The organism is Prochlorococcus marinus str. SB (assembly GCF_000760115.1).
Lineage (GTDB): Bacteria > Cyanobacteriota > Cyanobacteriia > PCC-6307 > Cyanobiaceae > Prochlorococcus_A > Prochlorococcus_A marinus_D.
Genome location: NZ_JNAS01000002.1, coordinates 785,848 through 804,084, shown reverse-complemented (window position 1 = coordinate 804,084; position 18,237 = coordinate 785,848). Strand labels below are relative to the sequence as shown.

Below are 18,237 nucleotides of genomic sequence, written 5' to 3'. Positions count from 1 at the left end.
AATTAATTAATTTATGAAAATTGGAATAGTAGGATTAGGATTAATTGGTGGTTCCTTAGGATTAAAACTCCAAAGTCTAAATCATACAATTTATGGAATAGCAAATAATGAATTTAATGAAAAAAAAGCTAAGGATAAAAAACTTGCAAATTTTGTTAGCTGTGATCTGAGCTTATTAAAAAAATGTGAGCTAATAATTATGGCATTGCCTATCAAAGATTTGATCAGTCCGTCGCAACAATTAGTAGCATCAATACCTCAGGAAACAATACTAACTGATGTAGGGTCTGTCAAAGAACCAATTGTAAATACATGGGAAAATTCTCATCCCCTATTTATTGGATCTCATCCAATGGCAGGCACTGAAAAAAAAGGAGTTGATTCAGGTTTTGAAGGTCTTTTTGAAAATGCAAAATGGATTATTACCCCAACACAAAATAGTGATTTAAATTCAGTCAAAACTATTTCCGAGCTCATAAAATCAATGGATTGTGAAATTTGCCAAGCTTCGCCAAAAGAGCATGATGAAGCAGTATCTCTAATTTCTCATTTGCCTATATTTTTAGCTTCTGCCCTCATAGAAACTGCGCAAACAAAAAATAATCAATCTTTATTAGATCTCTCGCAAAAATTAGCTGCTACAGGATTTGCTGACACTTCGAGAGTTGGAGGAGGCAATGAGCAACTAGGCCTAGATTTAGCTATTAATAATCAGATTAATGTTTTAAATTCCATAAATAATTTTAAAAATAAGCTGAATATACTGGAATCTCTTATTAAAGAAAAAAATTGGGATTTACTTTCTAAAAAACTTGCTGAAGCAAAAGAAAACAGACAAAATTTTATAAACTAAAATTTTCTATACCTTTGGAAGCTAAAATTTGTCTTGAAACCATTAATGCAGACTGACTTACACCTGCAGTCCCCTCTCCTGGATAAATAGAATCTCCACATAACCATAAACCTTCAAAAGGTGTCCTACTTGATAATCCAAATAAACCAAAAATATCTGGATTTTGACCAAGCCCGCCTACTATTCCATTAGGTCTTTTTGTCCATTTTTCAAAGCCCAATGGAGTTGCTAATTCTCTATGTAGCCATTTTTCAGGATCAATATCAAATTGACTTTCCAATTCGAGGGATATTTTTTTCATGAAACCATTTTTTTTCTTTAAGTAAGTTTGTTTATCTAGATCAAACCAATCTTTAGTTTTGGTAAAGATACTGGCAATTAAAGTAACCTCACCTTTTGGCGCTCTTCCATCACCATCATCACTAATTGATACAAATAACGAACAAAATTCTTTTGAAACAAATTGATAATGATTGGAGAATGTTTTTTTAATATGTTCCTTTTTTAATGCTGAATAAAAAACTACAGCTCCACTTGGATCAGGCAAATTATTAAGTCGATTTTTATAATTTTTTTTTCTTTCTAAAGGATCTTTCAAATGCTTAAGCAAAGATTGTGGAGGTGCGGTATAAATCACATCTTTTGCTTGATAAATAAATGATTTTTTTTTCGAATTAGCAGATAGTTGCCAACACTTATTTACGTCGTCATAAGTTATAGAATTAACTTCTTGTCCAAAAATTAAATTAACTCCAGTTTTAATTAATGAACTTTCTAATGATTCACTTAAAGACTGCATAGATTTTTTAAGATGCCACAGACCATGTGGCTGTTGACACATCTGAAGAACAGTTGATCCATATAATGCTGCAGTACTATAAACGTCCTCTTGAGAATAAAGTTTTAGTTGAAGATTTAAGAATTTAATCAAGCGCTCATTCTTGGATAATCCACAAATCCGCAATAGATCAAAAATAGTAGATTTAAGTAAGATACCTGTGACAAGATTTGAAGGTACTAGTGCTTTGAGAAGTTGAGAAAAATCCCAAAAATTTCTTATTGGTAATACAGGATTATTATTAGCAAATATCCAATTACTTTCATGTATTAGGGTACAAAGTTTCCAAAATCTTTGACTCCCAGGAAACTGCATTTCTCGTTCAGCAATCCATTTACTTTTTTCATACCAAATAGGTATAGGATTACCACCATCATTTAAATCAACAATGCAAGCAGGATCTAAAATTGTGGCTTCTGGGGATGGAATATCTAAAAAATCAAAAATTCTAGAATGTATTCCTCCCTTCTCTAAACCAGCAACCTGAGTTGCGCCAACATCGAAAGTATAATTCTTTCTTTTAAAAGTACCGGCACATCCTCCGGCTTGAGTATGAGATTCGATTAAAGTCACTGATAAGCCTTGTTTTGATAAAATCGCTGCAGAAGTTAGTCCTGCTATACCGGCGCCTACAACAATAACTTCAGACTTTTTCATTAAAATGCAAAAATTATCTCCTATTGAAATTAACGAAATTTGTGAAGAATTAGGTGAAACCTATCCAAAAAGTATTGAACAAGTTCATGGTGGAGATATTCATAATGCATGGCGAATACAATTCTCAAACAGAAAGTTATTCCTTAAAAGAAACATTAGAAACAAAAAATTTCTTGAATTTGAAAAATATTGTCTCCAAAATTTGAGAAAATATATTAATGAAGAAAACTTAGTTATTCCTGAAGTTATTGCATATAAAAATATTAAAAATATAGAGATTCTTTTAATTGAATGGATAGATATGCATAACTTTGACCAAAAAAAGCTTGGAAAAGGTTTAGGTGAATTGCACTTGAAATCAGCTGAATCTAACCCCAAAATGTTTGGGTTTCCAGTTGAGGGTTTTATCGGAACAACAGATCAGAAAAAAGGCTTGGAAGATAATTGGATAGATTGTTTTTTAAACTTAAGGATAATACCTCAATTATTAAGTCTTAAATCGATAATTTTAGATAAAGAAATTATAAATAAAGTTAAAGAAAAAATTAAATCAGAATTGCTGAATCACAAACCAATAAATGCTCTAGTTCATGGTGATTTATGGTCAGGCAATGCAGGAATGGACAAAAATGGAAAGGGGGTTATATTTGACCCTGCATCTTGGTGGGCAGATAATGAAGTAGATATAGCTATGACAAAACTATTTGGAGGTTTTGGAAAAGAATTTTATGAAGAATACCATAGAATTTTTCCAATAAAAAACGGTTTTGAAAAAAGAATTATTATTTATAATTTTTATCACATATTGAATCACGCCAATATGTTTGGAGGAGGGTACTTAAACCAAGTTGAAGATTACGTAAAAGCAATTCTTAATATGTAATCTTTAACTACCCTAAATATGTCTTCTTAAGATTTTGTACCTTATCTAGAACAGCTTCACGATTTTCACTGGTACGAAGATTTTGCCAGCTCCATTGACCGACAACAATGACCCCTAGCAGTTCTAGTAAACCAGGAAGAATTGGGAAAAAGTTTATCGTGTCAATGACAACTTTAATTATTATCTGAGCTATTACGACAACAGCAATTATGCCTGCCGCCTTGCCGTACTTGCCCATTTGAGTCCAATCAACATTACCAAGGGTTTCGTTGACTTTTCCCATAACATCAGAGTACTTCTCTGAAAAACTTTTGGTTTCTGAGCTTGTATCGGAGCCGGAGTCTTGATTTGACTCTGGAGTGTTATCACTCATGAATTCAGTAAACTTAATATATGAACCAGACAGTATCGGAAAAAACGTCTATTGACTACCTTTTTGTTGTGCAAAATTCCGAACCGAAACATTTTGTATTTTTTTAGAGGCGTTGGTATATATGCTTTCTGAAGATATTTAAACTTAAAATTGATTTATAAAAACTTCACATTATGGTCTAGTTCTAACAAAAACATTAATAAATTATAGTAATAAGAAAAATTTAAAAGTCTAAAATTTTTATTTTAATTATTATATTTTCATAGTTTATTTCGCAAACATTAAAGGATTTCAATGTCCAAAGATATAAAATTTAATTTCTTAAACTCTGATGAAGAAGAAAGATATCAAAAACATTTGACCCTCAAAGAGATAGGTTATGAGGGCCAACTAAATCTTAAAAAGAGCTCAGTATTATGCATTGGAGCAGGTGGGCTTGGTTCTTCCGTTTTGCTTTATCTAGCTGCAGCAGGAATTGGGAGAATTGGAATAGTTGATAACGATCAAGTTGAAAAGTCTAATCTCCAGAGACAGATAATTCATGAAACAAATACTATTGGCAATCTTAAAATTGATTCTGCTCGGGAAAGAATTAAAAAATTCAATCCTAATTGTGAAATATTAACCTTTTCAGAGAGAATTAATCCTAAAAATGCTCTTGAATTAATAGAAGAGTTTGATGTTATTTGTGATTGCTCGGATAACTTTGGCACAAGATATTTAATAAATGATTCATGCCTGATATTAAAAAAACCCCTAGTCTTTGGAAGTGTACAAGGCTTTGAAGGGCAAGTGAGCGTTTTCAATTTATATAAAAATAGTCCTAATTTAAGAGACTTACTTCCAGAATCACCTACAAAAAATGCTGCCCCTAGTTGTGCAGAATATGGGGTTGTTGGTGTTTCAACAGGTTTAATAGGAATTCTTCAGGTTAATGAAATTATCAAAATCATTTTAAAAAAAGGTGAAATTTTAGATGGGAAAATTTTAATTTTTGATCTTTTTAATATGAATATGAAAAAATTACATCTTAAAAGTGATCAGTTAAATAAACGAATAAAAAATTTATCTCAGTTTGAGAGCTTTTATAATAGTGATGAATATTGTGGGGAAAACGATGAAATTAAAAGTATTAATGCTAATGACTTTAATAGTTTATACATAGCAAAACCTAACAAAATTCTTTTAATTGATGTTAGAGAAAATGAAGAGTTTTCTAAATCCGCAATAGAGGGATCTATCTCACTTCCTCTGAGTCATTTGAAGCAAGAATCTGACTTAAAATTTATTCAAAAAGAAAGTTTAAATAAAGAGGTTTTTACTATATGTAAATCGGGGAAACGCTCTGAAAAAGCTTCAAGAATCTTGTCTAAATTCAAAATTCAGTCAAGATCAATTGAAGGCGGCATTGAAAAAATAAAAAAATATTGTGCAAATAATTTTTTAAGAATAAGTTAGTAATCAACTCCTCTTTTTAAATCAACTCCCACATTTGCATAATGCTTATGACAAACCATTTCAGAGTAAACATCAGCTAGTTCAAAGTATGAAGGTTCATTTTTACACCTCCCAGTAATTACAACTTCTGTATCTGCGGGTTTTTTTAAGAGCGTTTGATGTATTGATTCCACAGGTAACAACTCTAAATCAACAGTTGGATTCAATTCATCTAAAATGATTGTTTTATACAAGCCAGACAAAATAGCAGCTTTAGCAATTTCCCATGCTCTTTCAGCCTCAACATAATCAATTGGTTGTTGTTGACCTCTCCATACGATGGCATCTCTGCCTGAACGCAAATGATCTACTAAATGAGGGTAACTCTCTCTCAAAGCCTCTATAGCAGCATCTTCGGTATATCCATTTCCACCTTTTAACCACTGTAATATTAAAACTCTATGACTTTTATCTTGAGATATTCCTTTACCAATAGCTTGAAGAGCCTTACCGAGTGCACTTGTGGATTTACCCTTTCCTTCACCCGTATAAATCTCAATTCCACCACTAGAACTACTTTGTTTGGATAATTCTAATAAGTCTCCTATCAAACGCGGTCTCATTTCTGAGTGGAGTTGAGATATTCTTACCAAAGAGGGTGGGGCTGCCCTTCCAGTAATAATTATTTCTAATCCATCTGGACGATTTTGCAGAGTATCAACTACTTCATTGATATCAAGCATCCCTAAATCAAGAACTGGATTTAACTCATCTAGTACAACTACAGAATAAAGAGAACTAGCAATTGCTCCTTTAGCAATATTCCAACCTCTTTCGGCCTCACCAACATCAAACTTTGTAACTTGGTCAGCAGTGAAAAATTCGGATCTTCCTGTCCTTACATGGTCAATTAAATGTGGAAAGCCTCTTTGTAAAGCCTCTATAGCTGAATCCTCGTCATATGGTCTCTCAGGGCCTTTTAAAAATCTTAGAAGTAAAACTCTTGACTGTCTTTTTTCGCATATTCCTAATCCTATTGTCCTGAGAACTACTCCCAAAGCAGCCTGACTTTTCCCCTTTCCCTCTCCATCATAAATATGTAATTGACCTTTTGATCTCTCTTGACTGTCACTTGCTGTGACAATTCCAATTCCTCTATTTCTACTCGTATTCGTCAATTGAACAAAATTAATAAATTTAATCTAAGATATAGATAAGAATATTATTAAAGATTTAATAATAAATTCAACCTATTCATAGGTAATTTGAATTTTAAAGTAATTAGCATGTTCAATCAACTAGAAATTCTCTCTGATGAACAAAGTGAAAAGCTTTATACAATTAGAAGATACATTAAGAATCTTGATAGTGTTTGTATTGCTTATTCCGGAGGAGTTGACAGTACATTAGTAGCATCATTAGCATTCGAGCAATTAGGTAGCAAAGCAATTGCCATAACTGGAATTTCTCCTGCATTAGCCACTACTCTTCGTGAAGAAGCAAGATGGCAAGCAAAATGGATTGGAGTAAAGCATGTAGAGATTAAAACATCCGAATTAGACCAATCAAGTTACAGTGAAAATCCTAAGGATAGGTGCTTTGCATGCAAAAAAGAGCTCCACAAACATACAACCTACCTCTCTAAAAAACTTAATTACAAGATAGTTTTAGATGGAGTCAATCTGGATGACCTTAAAGATTACAGACCAGGTATACAAGCCTCAAAACAAGCAGGAGTCATCTCTCCCCTTGCAAAATTTAAAGTCTCAAAACAAGACATTAGGGATATATCAAGAGCATTGGGTTTTCCTTGGTGGGATAAACCTGCTCAACCTTGTTTATCATCAAGATTTCCTTATGGCCATGAAATAACTAGTGAAAGGCTAAAAATGGTTGAGAAAGCAGAAGAATATCTTAAAGAATATGGAATATCGGAGGTTAGAGTTAGATGCCAAGGCTCAACTGCAAGAATAGAAATTCCCCAAGATGAATTAAAGCATTTTTTTAACAAATGTAATTTTAGTGAGTTAGTTCAATATTTTTCTAATTTAGGATTTAATTGCACAAGTTTAGATCTTGAGGGACTTGTAAGCGGAAAATTAAATAGGTAAATATTGTCAAACAACCGTTCTGATCTGATTAGAGACTGCTGAAGGTGGATTTCTCTCAATGACACGCAAAGAATGTTCTTTAGCCATCAAAGATTCAATTAAATATTGACTAGCTAGTTCAGGCATCATATTTTGACCACATGTAAAAATATCGACTGCCGAATAATTAGATTCAGGCCAAGTATGTATTGAAATATGAGATTCTGCCAGTAATGCAATTGCCGTAACCCCCTGAGGCTCAAATTTATTACTTATCAAATTCAAAACTGTTGCATTTGCCAATTTAGCAGCTCTATTTAAAATACAGCGCAAAAAGGATTCGTCATTTAATTTTTCGCGATCGCATCTATAAAGTTCCAACAAAAGGTGTTTACTTTGATGAATTAATTTTTGGTCATTTCTTAACGAACTTAAAATTTGACTTTTTTTGTAGATTTCCATTTAAGAAATTTATATGAAATTAAGATTAGCTAAAAAACATGCTTTTTAAGAATTATAAGTGAATCATCTGTGAAGAGCCTAAGAAAGACTGATTAAATTTATCTAAATGTGTCGCACTTATAAAACATTGACTATCTTTACCAACAGAATTTAATAATAAATTTTGCCTGGTTAAATCTAATTCCGCCAAGACATCATCCAATATAAGTATTGGAGGAACATTTAATGTTTTAGTTAATAAATCGAGTTCAGCCATCTTTAAAGCCAAGATAAAAGTCCTTTGCTGTCCTGAGGAACCATATTTTCTAACTGAAACATTATTAATTAGAAACTCAATATCATCACGATGAGGGCCAAAATTACATTTACCAGTCAATGCTTCTATTGAACGCTGATTTAAGAGTTGTTCTGCTATTTTTTTACTAATAACTTCTTCTTCTTCTTCTTCTGGACTTATATTTTGTATCCCCGATAGATAATTTATGTCTATTTGCTCTTGAGATTTACTTAAATGATTATGCCAATATTCAACATATGGTTTTATTTTTAATAAAGCTCTTCTTCTGCGCCGAAAAATTCTTGTACTTATTATTGACATTTGAATATCAAAGCTTTCAACAATATCTGTGGATTGGGTTTTTAAGAAACTTTCCGAACGCCAAAAATGACTTCTTTGTTTTAAAAGCCTATTAAATCTACTTATCAGGTCTAGATATACTGGTTCAAGCTGAGATACGACTTTATCAATCCATGTTCTCCGATAACTTGGTTCACTTCTAACAATATCTATATCATTAGAACAGAAACATACACTCCGAATATAATTCTTTATTTCACTCTGTTTTTGCAAGATTGATTCATTAACATAAATTCTTTTAGGCCCTTTACGAAATAAATTTAACTTTAAATCGTCTTTAAAATTTATCTGTCCTATAACTACAGCCATATCACTATCGTTTTCTATTAAATCTTTATCGCTTAGTGCTCTATTAGATTTTAATTGACTTAAAAATTCAACCGATTCAAGTAAATTTGATTTGCCAATACCATTGCAGCCAAGAACAATTGCTCTTTGCTCTTTTAGATCAATTTCGAAACTTTTATGGTTCCGAAAATTTTTAATTTTTAATTTATTTAAAAAAATTTTTTTTGTGCATTCATTAATTAAATTAGCTAAGTTTAAAATATTTAGATTTTCTTTAAAGAAATTGAAAAATTAAAGGGCATGTAGCTCAGTTGGATAGAGCATCAGATTCCGGTTCTGAGAGTCGGGGGTTCGAATCCCTCCATGCTCGTAAAATGATTTTTAAAGTTTATATCCCATTACTCTTATTCCATTTGGGTCTAGTATAAACCCATTTTCCTCTAAACTTAAAAACGAAGATACTGGAGCCTGTACAGAAATACTGCATCCAGGCATTTCTCTATTTATTTTCTCAAGAGTTACTTGAAGCAATATTGAATAATAAAGTTGCTGATTATTCCCTGGCAATGCACTTAAATTCCACAAGTTAGCATTCAATCCCCTATCTGAGGTAACCCTTACAAAACCATATAATTTATTCTTTAATTCATTCTGTATGGTAAAAAAGAAATTACTTTTCTGAATAGCCTCAGAAAGAGGTTTTATTGGAAAAGTCTCACAACCACAATTTGCTAAAAGTTTATTAACTTCTTTAGCTAATGGAATTTGAGAAGAGTTAACAAAATAACCTTCTGGGAGAACAAGTTTTTTTTTAGAAAAATACTGCAATTATCAACCTGTATTTCTCATGCCTGCTGCTATCCCATTAATAGTTAAAAGTGCTCCCCTCAATAGTTCACTTCTGCTGTAAGCCCTTCTAGATTCATCTTTATCTATCATAAATTCGCTTATTGGAGGTTGTCTTGTCTGGTCTCTTAATCTTCTTAGAAGTGAAACCTGCAAAAACCCCAATGGAATAATTGTCTTATTTCTCAAGCTTACTGATGATTTCAAGTCTCTATCAGATTCTAGGAGCTTATTTTTACCAGTAATTTCAAGAATTAAAGATTTTGTAAGATTATATTCCTTAGAAATTACTTCAAAAATATCATCAAAAGAATTTTTATTTTCTTTACTGCCAAGAGTATCAACATAATATCTAGCAACTTCCAAATCGACCTTAGATAATGTCATTTCTACCTTAGATATGAGCATCCTAAAAAATGGCCATCTTTGATGCAGAACTCTTAATAATTCAATTTGTTGTGGATCTGAATTTAATTCAGATGACAATGCAGTGCCTACTCCAAACCAACTTGGTAAAAGAAATCTACTTTGTGTCCAACCAAATACCCATGGAATAGCTCTTAAACTTGACAAATCTTTTGCACCTTTTTTTCTTCTAGCAGGCCTACTAGATATCTGTAATTTACTTATTTCTTCAATTGGAGTGACCTCTTGAAAGAAATTTAACAGATCAGGATTCTCATGCACTAATTTTCTGTAATGAGACCTCGATGTTTCTGCCAACCTAGACATTAATTGATTCCATTCTGGAGTAGCGTCAAGTCTATTATTTACCAAACTATTTTGAATTACCGCTGTAGTTACAGTCTCAAGATTGTACAAAGCCAGTTCGGGAAGACTATATTTAGAAGCTAAAACTTCACCTTGTTCTGTTATTTTTATTCTCCCTTTTAAAGTACCGCTTGGTTGAGCCAATATTGCCTGATAGGCCGGGCCTCCTCCTCTCCCTACAGAACCACCTCTTCCATGAAAAAGTCTTAGCAATATGTTATTTCTACTTGAGAGATTTTGAAGAGCTATTTGAGCTCTATGAATTTCCCAATTACTAGAAACAAACCCTGAATCTTTATTGCTATCAGAATATCCAAGCATTAATTCTTGCAGAGGTTTAAAAGATTCTCCTACTTTTGGCAATAATGATCTATAGAAATCTAATTTAAACAACTTTTCCATTACTTCTGGTGCTCTTTTAAGGTCTTCCACAGTTTCAAAAAGAGGAACAACTAATAATTTTGACTTTTGTGAATTTTGATCAAGAAGTCCCATTTCTTTTGCCAGCAAGAGAACTTCAAGCAAATCAGATGCACTATGACTCATTGAAATTACATAAGAATGACAAATGCGACTTCCAAATTCTTGCTGTAGTCTCTTAACCATTTTAAAAACTGAAAAAGTTTCTTCTGTAGTTTTTGTCCAGTTAACGTCAGATGGAATTAAAGGCCTTTTTGTATTTAATTCGTCTATGAGCCATTTAATTTTCTCTTCCTCAGACATTTGGTCATATTGAACAGATAAATCAAGATAACTTGTAAGCTCTTGTATAGCGTCACTATGCCTTGTACTCTCTTGACGAATATCTAAACTGGCTAAAGAAAATCCAAAAATATGAACCTGAGTAAGTAAAGTATTTACAGACTCACAATTTAAATCTGTACTAATCAAACTATTTTTAATTAGTTCGAGATCATAAGTAAATTCGTTTACTGACTTGTAATATAAGTTTTCAACTTTATCTAGATTTTTGTTATCAGTTTCTCCCTCCAATTCAAATTTCCACCCACTATCAGCTAATAAATTATTTCTTTCTTGTGTTAACCTTAATTTTTCCAAAATATAACTTAATTTCAATCTATAGGGTTCTGATCTATACCTTGTAGCTCTAGCTTCATATATTTCAGGGAACTTAACCCTGTCAGTTTCGAGTGACTCTAGTAGAGAGGAACTGACTTGACTCCATTGCATCGAGACACTTAATTGATCTCTAAGATTAGAGATCGCAATAATATATCTTTCCAACATCAACTGCCTTTGGTAGCATGCAGTTCTCCATGTTATCTCAGGAGTGACCGATGGATTACCGTCCCTATCAGAGCCTACCCAAGAACCGAAGTTGCAAAAAGATTCAGAGGGCATCTGAACATCTGGATAATTTTCGGTGAGTGCTTCAGCGATTCTACCCCTCAATTGAGGCATCGCATTAAATAAAACTTGCTGAAAATAATGCAAGGCGTAATCAACCTCGTCTAAAACTGAAGGTTTAAATTGATGCAATTCATCTGTTCTCCACCAAAGTCTTACTTCCTCTTTTAATTGGGTTTTTAGAAAATTTTTTTCTTCTTGTGTTAGGAATTGCTCAATCTGTATTTTTTTTAGCAAATTTGCTACTCTTGTTTGCTTATGTCTAATCGTATGTCTTACTATCTCCGTCGGATGTGCAGTAAAAACTAAACGAATATCCATTTCCTGCAATAACTCCTCTAATTTTCCTGGTGGTACATTTAATTTTCTCAGCCTGTAAAATAGTTCTCTAAAAGTTACTGGAGCATTTTGCCTTGCCAATGCTGGGGCAAAGGGGTCAAGATTGTCAGGCGATTTTTTAACATCCTTATTGGTAAAGCTTTGAATATATCTATCTTCCTCAACTCTTTGTTCCAAAATATTCACTAGTTGAAAATACAATGAAAACGCCCTTGCTGCTGCTATGGATTCTGCTAAATCCATAGAATTTATAATATTAACTATTTCATTCTTAAAAGTTTTTGAACTATCGCCATCAATTTGTTTTGAATAACTTAATTCTTTAAGCTGTATCATTCTTTCTGCTTGATCATCAGGACATTCTTCTCTCAGCACAGATTCCCATAGATCTTCTATTAAAAGACGATTTTTATCAAGTGGATCATTGTTACTTATCAGATCCACATTGTTATTTTTTATCTGTCGAAAAGATTCCATATAATCATTATGTCACAAGTAAAAATGTTCAGATCAAATGTTTATTTAAATAATCAAACATTATTGGCCTCACTCCTTATCATATCTTCGATAGAAATTTTCATTATTTGCTCAATAGAAAAACCTTTTTCATATTGATTTATCCATTTCATAGATTGATTACCCTCTTCAAGGACTTTATAAATAGGATCTAAGAGATGTTTCATACCAAAATTTTCTGCTGTGGATGACAAATCTGATAATAAGTTTTGAATCCATTCTCTACAAATAACTTTTTTACCATCTTGCCAGTTAATTAATTCTGAATTCAGACTATTTTTAGCAGCATTAGTTTCATTTTGATCACATATTTCTGATAATTTATCAATAGAAAAAAAACTGGCATTCAAAGGATCTAAGCTATCAATATTTTCAAAAAGATGTTGAATCCTTAGTTCTATCATGGCTGTTATCCCTAAAAGCAAGTTAATATCATAAACAAAATCACAAATTCTTAATTCCAGACGATCAAGAATTAAAGGTCTTTGGGGACCATTTGGTCGGATTGAAGACCAAAAATGCCTAATATTTTGCATATTATTATTGGCTATATTTTCCTCGATCCAATCGATATAGGAATTATGATTTACAAAAAAAGGCACTTTACTTGGTGTTTTAGGAAACTGTATCCATCTCTGAGAGTGATTCTCCGTAATTTTATTATTTAAAAAAGGTGAACTAGCACTTAGAGATAGATATAAAGCAGCCTCAGATCTTGTTAGTCTAATAGCTGCAAAAAGCTTTTCTAAATCATCTATTCCTAAGTTTATATGTACGCTGGAAGTTGCAATTGAGGTTCCATAATTATCTTGTATAAATTGATGATAAGCATTATCAATATCAGATCTTTGAAATTGAATATCGTGTTTAAAACAAAGAGTGGATGAAGGAATGATTGTTAACTCTTTTTTGTTTAGCCACCGTCTCAACTTTTGTCTAGGAATTAATAATTTCTCATATAAAGAGTTGTAGTCTTTTTCTGGTGTTGTTATGTATTCAACGTTTCTGTTATCTGGCTCTTTTACAAAATCAGGAAATGTTTTCTCAATTTCAGCCGAAACACCAATATGAGAAGTTAAAGAACCTGTGAAAAGTTCCACCTCAAAACCCTTATAAAGATTATTTTGACTCATTTATTTATCCAAACAGGCTAATGCTTTTAGTATCCCCTTCGCTTTATTTATTGTCTCTTGATATTCATTTTCAGGAAAAGAATCAGCAACTATTCCAGCTCCTGCTTGCACTGAAACATTATATTTACCATCTTTTAAGGGTTTAACTATCATAGTCCTTATCGTAATTGCTGTATTTAATGCACCATTAATATCAATAGATCCGTAAACACCAGCATAAGGTCCTCTAGCATCTTTTTCAAAGTGGTTAATTAATTGCATAGCTCTTATTTTTGGTGCACCAGTCACTGTCCCTGCGGGAAAAGATGCTTTGAGCAAATCCCATACATCAGCATTGTTTTTTAAGATTCCCTCAACTTCACTAACTATATGCATAACATGTGAATATTTCTCAATAACCATTAAATCCTTAACCCTTACGGTACCAATTTCACAAACTCTTCCAAGATCATTTCTTCCAAGATCAATAAGCATTACATGCTCAGCTATCTCTTTTGGATCTTTTAATAAATCCTTTTCTAATTCCAAGTCTTGTTGATTATCAATACCTCTTGGTCTTGTGCCAGCTATTGGTCTTAAGCTTGCAACAATCTGACTATTTTTATTTTTTTTGGCTTTAACCATTACTTCAGGACTTGAACCTATTAAGTACCATGAGCCAAAATCAAAAAATGACATGTATGGAGATGGATTAACCATCCTCAAACTTCTATATAAATTAAAGGGATCATTATTGACTTGAGTTTGGAATCTTTGACTTATAACTATTTGGAAGATATCTCCCTTTTTTATGTATTCTTTTGCAGAGAGAACTGCACCCTCAAAATCTTTTTTCTTCCAATTACTTTCTAGATCTAAATTCAGATTCTCATTTTCATTCCAATTTAAAAACTCATCTTCTTTTAGAGGAACTCTCATTAAATTTCTAGTTTTCTGAATTTTAGAAATTGAGTATAGATACAACTCTTCAATCGAAGACTCTTTTGAAGAAGTGGTATCTGCATAAACCACTGCAGTAATACATCTTTTTATTTGATCAAAAACAACTAATTGATCAAAAAACATCCATGAACCATAAGGGATATTATTGTCTGATATTGCATTTATTGGAACGCTTGGTTCTATCCGATTTATTAATTCATAACCCCAAGAGCCATATAACTGTCCAATTGATGGTAAGTCATCAAGCACGGTTGACTTATATTCCTTTGTCCAACTTTTTAAGATATCAAAAGGATCACCTCTATGAGTTTCCGTTTTGCCATTATTCCAAGTTTTAACTATTTCTTCTCCATAACAAACGGCTTCCCAAAGAGGTCTAGTAGCAACAATACTCCACCTACCCAAACTTTCCCCACCTTCAACAGATTCAAGAAAAACACCATGGGAATCTTTTGAGGATAATTTTAACCAAGTCGACAATGGAGTCTCTAAGTCTGCTGGCCAAGTTTGAATGATAGGTATAAAATTTTTACCTTCTTTATAAGCCTTTAAAAAACTATCTTTTTGTGAGCTGATCATATTAGTAATGTCAACCCAAATTATAATTATTTTCTTCTTTTATATCAACTTTATGGAAGTTAATCAAAAGTATTCTTAGTTGTAAATTTCAAACCAGCTGGATTTGGATTCTCACCTATTCTTCTTGGATTATGTCCTACTTTCTCTCTGCCTTCATTTACTTTTTCAGAGAAAACACCATCTTTTGGGTGTAAAAATTCAATATCCCCTCCTGGGAAAATTCGGTAGATTTTAAAATCTTCAATTCTTGGTTTGAAAGCTCTTAATTGTGTCCCTAATGCAAGGCATTGTTCTTTTCTTGCAAAGTACATTAGATTATCACCTTCATGCATAATAGCAGCTCCACCGGTTGGCAATTCAAAGGCTTGTTCCTTGGAACTTTTCCATACAATTGCATATTTTTCTTCGGTTTCTGCTGAGTTTAATAAACCCCCAGTACTTCCTATATGCTTTGGAAATTGACCAACTAAAGTTTCAGTCATCCTTGATTTTGAGTTATTTCTTATAAGAAATTAGCATTCATATTTTGCAAAATTATAAATTTAAAAGAAATTTTCTACATTATTTAATATATGGAAACCTTTTTCTCATTTTATTTTGAATCTGAAATCGGAAAAAATACTGTTAAACCTGTATCACGCCTTTGTGTGACACGCCCTCCCAAGCTGGCCAACAACTTTTGAGTAGCATTTTGACTAAGTTGTAAACTACCTGTTTGAGGGTTCCAATTTAAAACAGGACCAATATCAGAACCGTTATCTTTTTTTGGAATTTCTTTTTGATTACTTTCTAATTTTTGTACTTTTAATTGAAGTTTAAGTTTTTGACCAGCTGGTCTTAATTCTAAAATTAATGTACTACCTTCTTTTAATCCTCTAGTATTTTTATTAATTAAACCACTTAACATTAATTCCAATTTTTCAGAATCACTCAAAATTTGCGGAAGTTGACTGGGTATATCAATCTTTAAAGAAATCCCACGTCGATTTAATTGATCATTCCATGAAGGAGCAAGCTTTTTAAAAATTTCGGCTAAATTAATTTTCGCCAAGTTATTCAAGGATGGTACTTCATTACTAACTAATTCTGCTGCATTAAAGATTAAACCAAACCTATCAATTTGTTCATTACATTCATTATCTATTTGAATCAAACGATTTCTTATTGATTCATCCATTCTATATTTTTTTAAAGTAGAACTAATTAGGGTTTTTATAGTTGCTAAAGGAGTTCTTACTTCATGAGAAATTGCACGTAATAATTTTGCTTCAGTTATCTGCACATTTTTTTCATCATTTTTCACAAAATTCTGTATATTGTGACTTGGCGTATTATTTGCTAATTTTGCCGATAATATTGGCCAAAATAATTTTTCAAATTGATGGTTAATATTAAGATTTCCTAAATTATTTATTGCATTACGAAATTTTACTCCCTCCTCATAATTTTCTTGATTTAATTTTGCATGCATTAATTCAATTGAAAGTTTTAGGCTTTCTTCATCACACTTCATTAATAGAATTTTTTTATCTTTTTCTCCTACAATTGATAATACGCATTGAAAATTTGGGGTGATTATCATCAAAAAAGGTTCATAGCCATCTTCCTGACAAAGATTTAAGACTTTATAATTGCTAACTAAATCGAAATCTTTTTTTATCTTTTCTGAATTATTGACTGGTAAAAAACCTGCATTCTCATTTTGAAAATATGAAAACCCCTCAGGAGACCAAAGCCATCCATTAAGTTGATTTAAAAATTTTTTATCATTAAAAGCTGGCAAAGGAGAGGCGATCCAGATCCCCCCCTGTTTATAATTTTGAGATAAAAAATCTTTTTGAATAACTTCTAAAGAAGCCCACCACATTCTTCTGGATGTATCATCATCAACATATATGGTTTGAACTCCCTTCATTAAAAGCTCTTGAATTTTTTTTATAGTTATTAGTGATTTCATCAACTTCTTAGTGATCTAGAACGTTTCAATATAGATAAAACGAATCCAATAGATATAAAATTAGTCACCAATGACGTTCGACCATAGCTCATAAAAGGAAGGGGAATCCCAGTAACTGGCCCTAATCCAATAGTCATGAATAAGTTAATAATTATTTGAAATATAAATATTGAGGCTATTCCAATAACAATTAAAGATTCAAAGTTAGTCCTAGCAATTGATGCAGTATTAATAAGTTTTTTTATCAAAAAAAAGAACAAAAATAAAACTGTAGTGCAACCCACAAAGCCTAATTCTTCCCCTAAAGCACTAAATATAAAATCAGTATGTTGTTCAGGTATAAATTGCAAATTAGTCAGTTTACCTTGTAGCAAACCAGTCCCAAATAATCCTCCTGAACCAATTGCAATTTGACTCTGTATCAAATGATATCCGCCACCTAATGGATCTCTATTTGGATCTAAAAATAAAACTAATCTATCTTTTTGATATTCTTTTAAACCATATTGCCACAAGATTGGTGTCAATTTTGCCACTATTAAATGGAACGAAATAGCGATAGCAGAAAAAATAATTTTCTTTTTTGAAGATCTATAAGCAAGATATCCTATAACTGGAATCCAGAAAATAAGAATAGTTGGTAAGGTTAGATAAAATATAGATGTGATAATACAAAACACTAATATCAAAATCCACTCTATTGGCATTTGCGACCAATAGAACATCACACTTGTCAAAACAAGTAAAACTAAAGAGGTGCCTAAGTCCGGTTGAAAGAAAATTAATAACCAAGGAATAACTACTAATAATAAGGGCAATACTAAATCTCTTATTGTTAAGATTATTTTTTTGTCGAGTACTAAAGCAAGCGTTAATACAGTACTAAGTTTAGCTACTTCTGAAGGCTGAAAAGAAAAAATGCCCAAGTTTAACCATCTTTGGGCTCCAGAAACTGAAATCCCAAAAAAATAAATTAGTAATAAGGATATTAAAGTACACAAATAAAATGGAACCACATACTTTCTAATTCTCTCTAAGGGTATATAAGAAATAAAAAATCCTAAAAAATAACCTAAAAAACCAGTTAGGATATGACTTAAATAATTCGATACTAAAAAATCACCCTGAATACTTTTTATTAAAAAACCGGAAATAATGACTAAAAAAAGAGGAATAAGAAGTAGTGGAGAGAGTAAAAAACCTCTATTAAAGTTGTCTTTTTTTTGTAAAAATCCTCTGTTATTTAATAAGGAAATTCTTTTAAACAT

The 18,237-nt window shown here is 31.9% G+C and carries 16 protein-coding genes and 1 tRNA gene; 5 read left to right on the top strand and 12 right to left on the bottom strand.

Annotation, left to right across the window (positions count from 1 at the left end; all coding sequences use genetic code 11):
• The first annotated feature begins 13 nt into the window (after positions 1-13).
• Positions 14-853: a prephenate/arogenate dehydrogenase gene (locus EV02_RS02190; protein ID WP_032520047.1), complete on the top strand. Its 840-nt coding sequence runs from the start codon at positions 14-16 to the stop codon at positions 851-853.
• Here the strand turns inward: EV02_RS02190 and crtD are convergent.
• On the bottom strand, positions 843-2,348 hold the full coding sequence (crtD, locus tag EV02_RS02195; protein ID WP_032520045.1) for a C-3',4' desaturase CrtD: 1,506 nt from the start codon (positions 2,346-2,348) through the stop codon (positions 843-845). The genes EV02_RS02190 and crtD overlap by 11 nt on opposite strands.
• Positions 2,349-2,352: 4 nt before the next feature.
• Here crtD and EV02_RS02200 point away from each other — a divergent pair, with 4 nt between their 5' ends.
• Entirely contained in the window at positions 2,353-3,231 is an 879-nt protein-coding gene (locus EV02_RS02200; protein WP_032520044.1) for a fructosamine kinase family protein, read from the top strand.
• Positions 3,232-3,238: 7 nt separating this feature from the next.
• On the opposite strand, the gene EV02_RS02205 is transcribed toward EV02_RS02200, so the two are convergent.
• Entirely contained in the window at positions 3,239-3,604 is a 366-nt protein-coding gene (locus EV02_RS02205; protein ID WP_011819180.1) for a CAAD domain-containing protein, read from the bottom strand.
• Positions 3,605-3,898: 294 nt separating this feature from the next.
• Here EV02_RS02205 and moeB point away from each other — a divergent pair, with 294 nt between their 5' ends.
• Positions 3,899-5,062, top strand: coding sequence for a molybdopterin-synthase adenylyltransferase MoeB (gene moeB / locus EV02_RS02210; protein WP_032520043.1), 1,164 nt, complete (start codon positions 3,899-3,901; stop codon positions 5,060-5,062).
• Here the strand turns inward: moeB and EV02_RS02215 are convergent.
• Positions 5,059-6,219: a cob(I)yrinic acid a,c-diamide adenosyltransferase gene (locus EV02_RS02215; RefSeq protein WP_032520042.1), complete on the bottom strand. Its 1,161-nt coding sequence runs from the start codon at positions 6,217-6,219 to the stop codon at positions 5,059-5,061. The two genes, moeB and EV02_RS02215, sit on opposite strands and share 4 nt — an antisense overlap.
• A 108-nt stretch (positions 6,220-6,327) precedes the next feature.
• Here EV02_RS02215 and larE point away from each other — a divergent pair, with 108 nt between their 5' ends.
• The gene (larE, locus tag EV02_RS02220) at positions 6,328-7,152 is read left to right on the top strand and encodes an ATP-dependent sacrificial sulfur transferase LarE (protein WP_032520041.1); all 825 of its coding nucleotides are present in this window, start codon (positions 6,328-6,330) and stop codon (positions 7,150-7,152) included.
• A gap of 6 nt (positions 7,153-7,158) precedes the next feature.
• On the opposite strand, the gene speD is transcribed toward larE, so the two are convergent.
• Together speD and recF are read right to left on the bottom strand one after the other, a co-directional pair.
• Positions 7,159-7,593, bottom strand: a complete 435-nt coding sequence (speD, locus tag EV02_RS02225; RefSeq protein WP_032520039.1) for an adenosylmethionine decarboxylase — start codon at positions 7,591-7,593, stop codon at positions 7,159-7,161.
• Between the two features lie 52 nt (positions 7,594-7,645).
• Entirely contained in the window at positions 7,646-8,737 is a 1,092-nt protein-coding gene (recF, locus tag EV02_RS02230) for a DNA replication/repair protein RecF (protein ID WP_072014637.1), read from the bottom strand.
• Between the two features lie 77 nt (positions 8,738-8,814).
• Here recF and EV02_RS02235 point away from each other — a divergent pair.
• Positions 8,815-8,888: transfer RNA gene (locus tag EV02_RS02235), tRNA-Arg, on the top strand.
• A gap of 11 nt (positions 8,889-8,899) precedes the next feature.
• Here the strand turns inward: EV02_RS02235 and EV02_RS02240 are convergent.
• The 7 genes from EV02_RS02240 to rodA form a co-directional block, all read right to left on the bottom strand.
• Positions 8,900-9,346, bottom strand: coding sequence for a hypothetical protein (locus EV02_RS02240; protein WP_025893607.1), 447 nt, complete (start codon positions 9,344-9,346; stop codon positions 8,900-8,902).
• A gap of 3 nt (positions 9,347-9,349) precedes the next feature.
• On the bottom strand, positions 9,350-12,319 hold the full coding sequence (gene ppc / locus EV02_RS02245; protein WP_032520037.1) for a phosphoenolpyruvate carboxylase: 2,970 nt from the start codon (positions 12,317-12,319) through the stop codon (positions 9,350-9,352).
• Between the two features lie 53 nt (positions 12,320-12,372).
• Positions 12,373-13,491, bottom strand: coding sequence for a glutamate--cysteine ligase (gene gshA / locus EV02_RS02250; RefSeq protein WP_032520034.1), 1,119 nt, complete (start codon positions 13,489-13,491; stop codon positions 12,373-12,375).
• Positions 13,492-15,012, bottom strand: coding sequence for an anthranilate synthase component I family protein (locus EV02_RS02255; protein WP_032520033.1), 1,521 nt, complete (start codon positions 15,010-15,012; stop codon positions 13,492-13,494).
• 59 nt (positions 15,013-15,071) lie between these two features.
• Positions 15,072-15,494 carry a photosystem I reaction center subunit II PsaD gene (locus EV02_RS02260; RefSeq protein ID WP_002807018.1) on the bottom strand — a complete coding sequence of 141 codons (423 nt, stop codon included), beginning with the start codon at positions 15,492-15,494 and terminating at the stop codon, positions 15,072-15,074.
• A 110-nt stretch (positions 15,495-15,604) separates the two neighbouring features.
• Positions 15,605-16,969, bottom strand: a complete 1,365-nt coding sequence (locus EV02_RS02265) for a sensor histidine kinase (RefSeq protein ID WP_032520032.1) — start codon at positions 16,967-16,969, stop codon at positions 15,605-15,607.
• A complete protein-coding gene (gene rodA / locus EV02_RS02270) occupies positions 16,969-18,237 on the bottom strand; it encodes a rod shape-determining protein RodA (protein ID WP_032520031.1) in 1,269 nt (422 codons plus the stop codon). The genes EV02_RS02265 and rodA overlap by 1 nt, the downstream gene beginning before the upstream one ends.

Coding starts and splice junctions, on each gene's coding strand:
- EV02_RS02190 (WP_032520047.1), top strand. CDS start 14: ATGAAAATTGGAATAGTAGGATTAGGATTAATTGGTGGTTCCTTAGGA.
- moeB (WP_032520043.1), top strand. CDS start 3,899: ATGTCCAAAGATATAAAATTTAATTTCTTAAACTCTGATGAAGAAGAA.
- larE (WP_032520041.1), top strand. CDS start 6,328: ATGTTCAATCAACTAGAAATTCTCTCTGATGAACAAAGTGAAAAGCTT.
- speD (WP_032520039.1), bottom strand. CDS start 7,593: ATGGAAATCTACAAAAAAAGTCAAATTTTAAGTTCGTTAAGAAATGAC.
- EV02_RS02260 (WP_002807018.1), bottom strand. CDS start 15,494: ATGACTGAAACTTTAGTTGGTCAATTTCCAAAGCATATAGGAAGTACT.
- EV02_RS02200 (WP_032520044.1), top strand. CDS start 2,353: ATGCAAAAATTATCTCCTATTGAAATTAACGAAATTTGTGAAGAATTA.
- rodA (WP_032520031.1), bottom strand. CDS start 18,237: ATGTTTAAAAGAATTTCCTTATTAAATAACAGAGGATTTTTACAAAAA.
- gshA (WP_032520034.1), bottom strand. CDS start 13,491: ATGAGTCAAAATAATCTTTATAAGGGTTTTGAGGTGGAACTTTTCACA.
- EV02_RS02205 (WP_011819180.1), bottom strand. CDS start 3,604: ATGAGTGATAACACTCCAGAGTCAAATCAAGACTCCGGCTCCGATACA.
- EV02_RS02265 (WP_032520032.1), bottom strand. CDS start 16,969: ATGAAATCACTAATAACTATAAAAAAAATTCAAGAGCTTTTAATGAAG.
- ppc (WP_032520037.1), bottom strand. CDS start 12,319: ATGGAATCTTTTCGACAGATAAAAAATAACAATGTGGATCTGATAAGT.
- EV02_RS02255 (WP_032520033.1), bottom strand. CDS start 15,012: ATGATCAGCTCACAAAAAGATAGTTTTTTAAAGGCTTATAAAGAAGGT.
- crtD (WP_032520045.1), bottom strand. CDS start 2,348: ATGAAAAAGTCTGAAGTTATTGTTGTAGGCGCCGGTATAGCAGGACTA.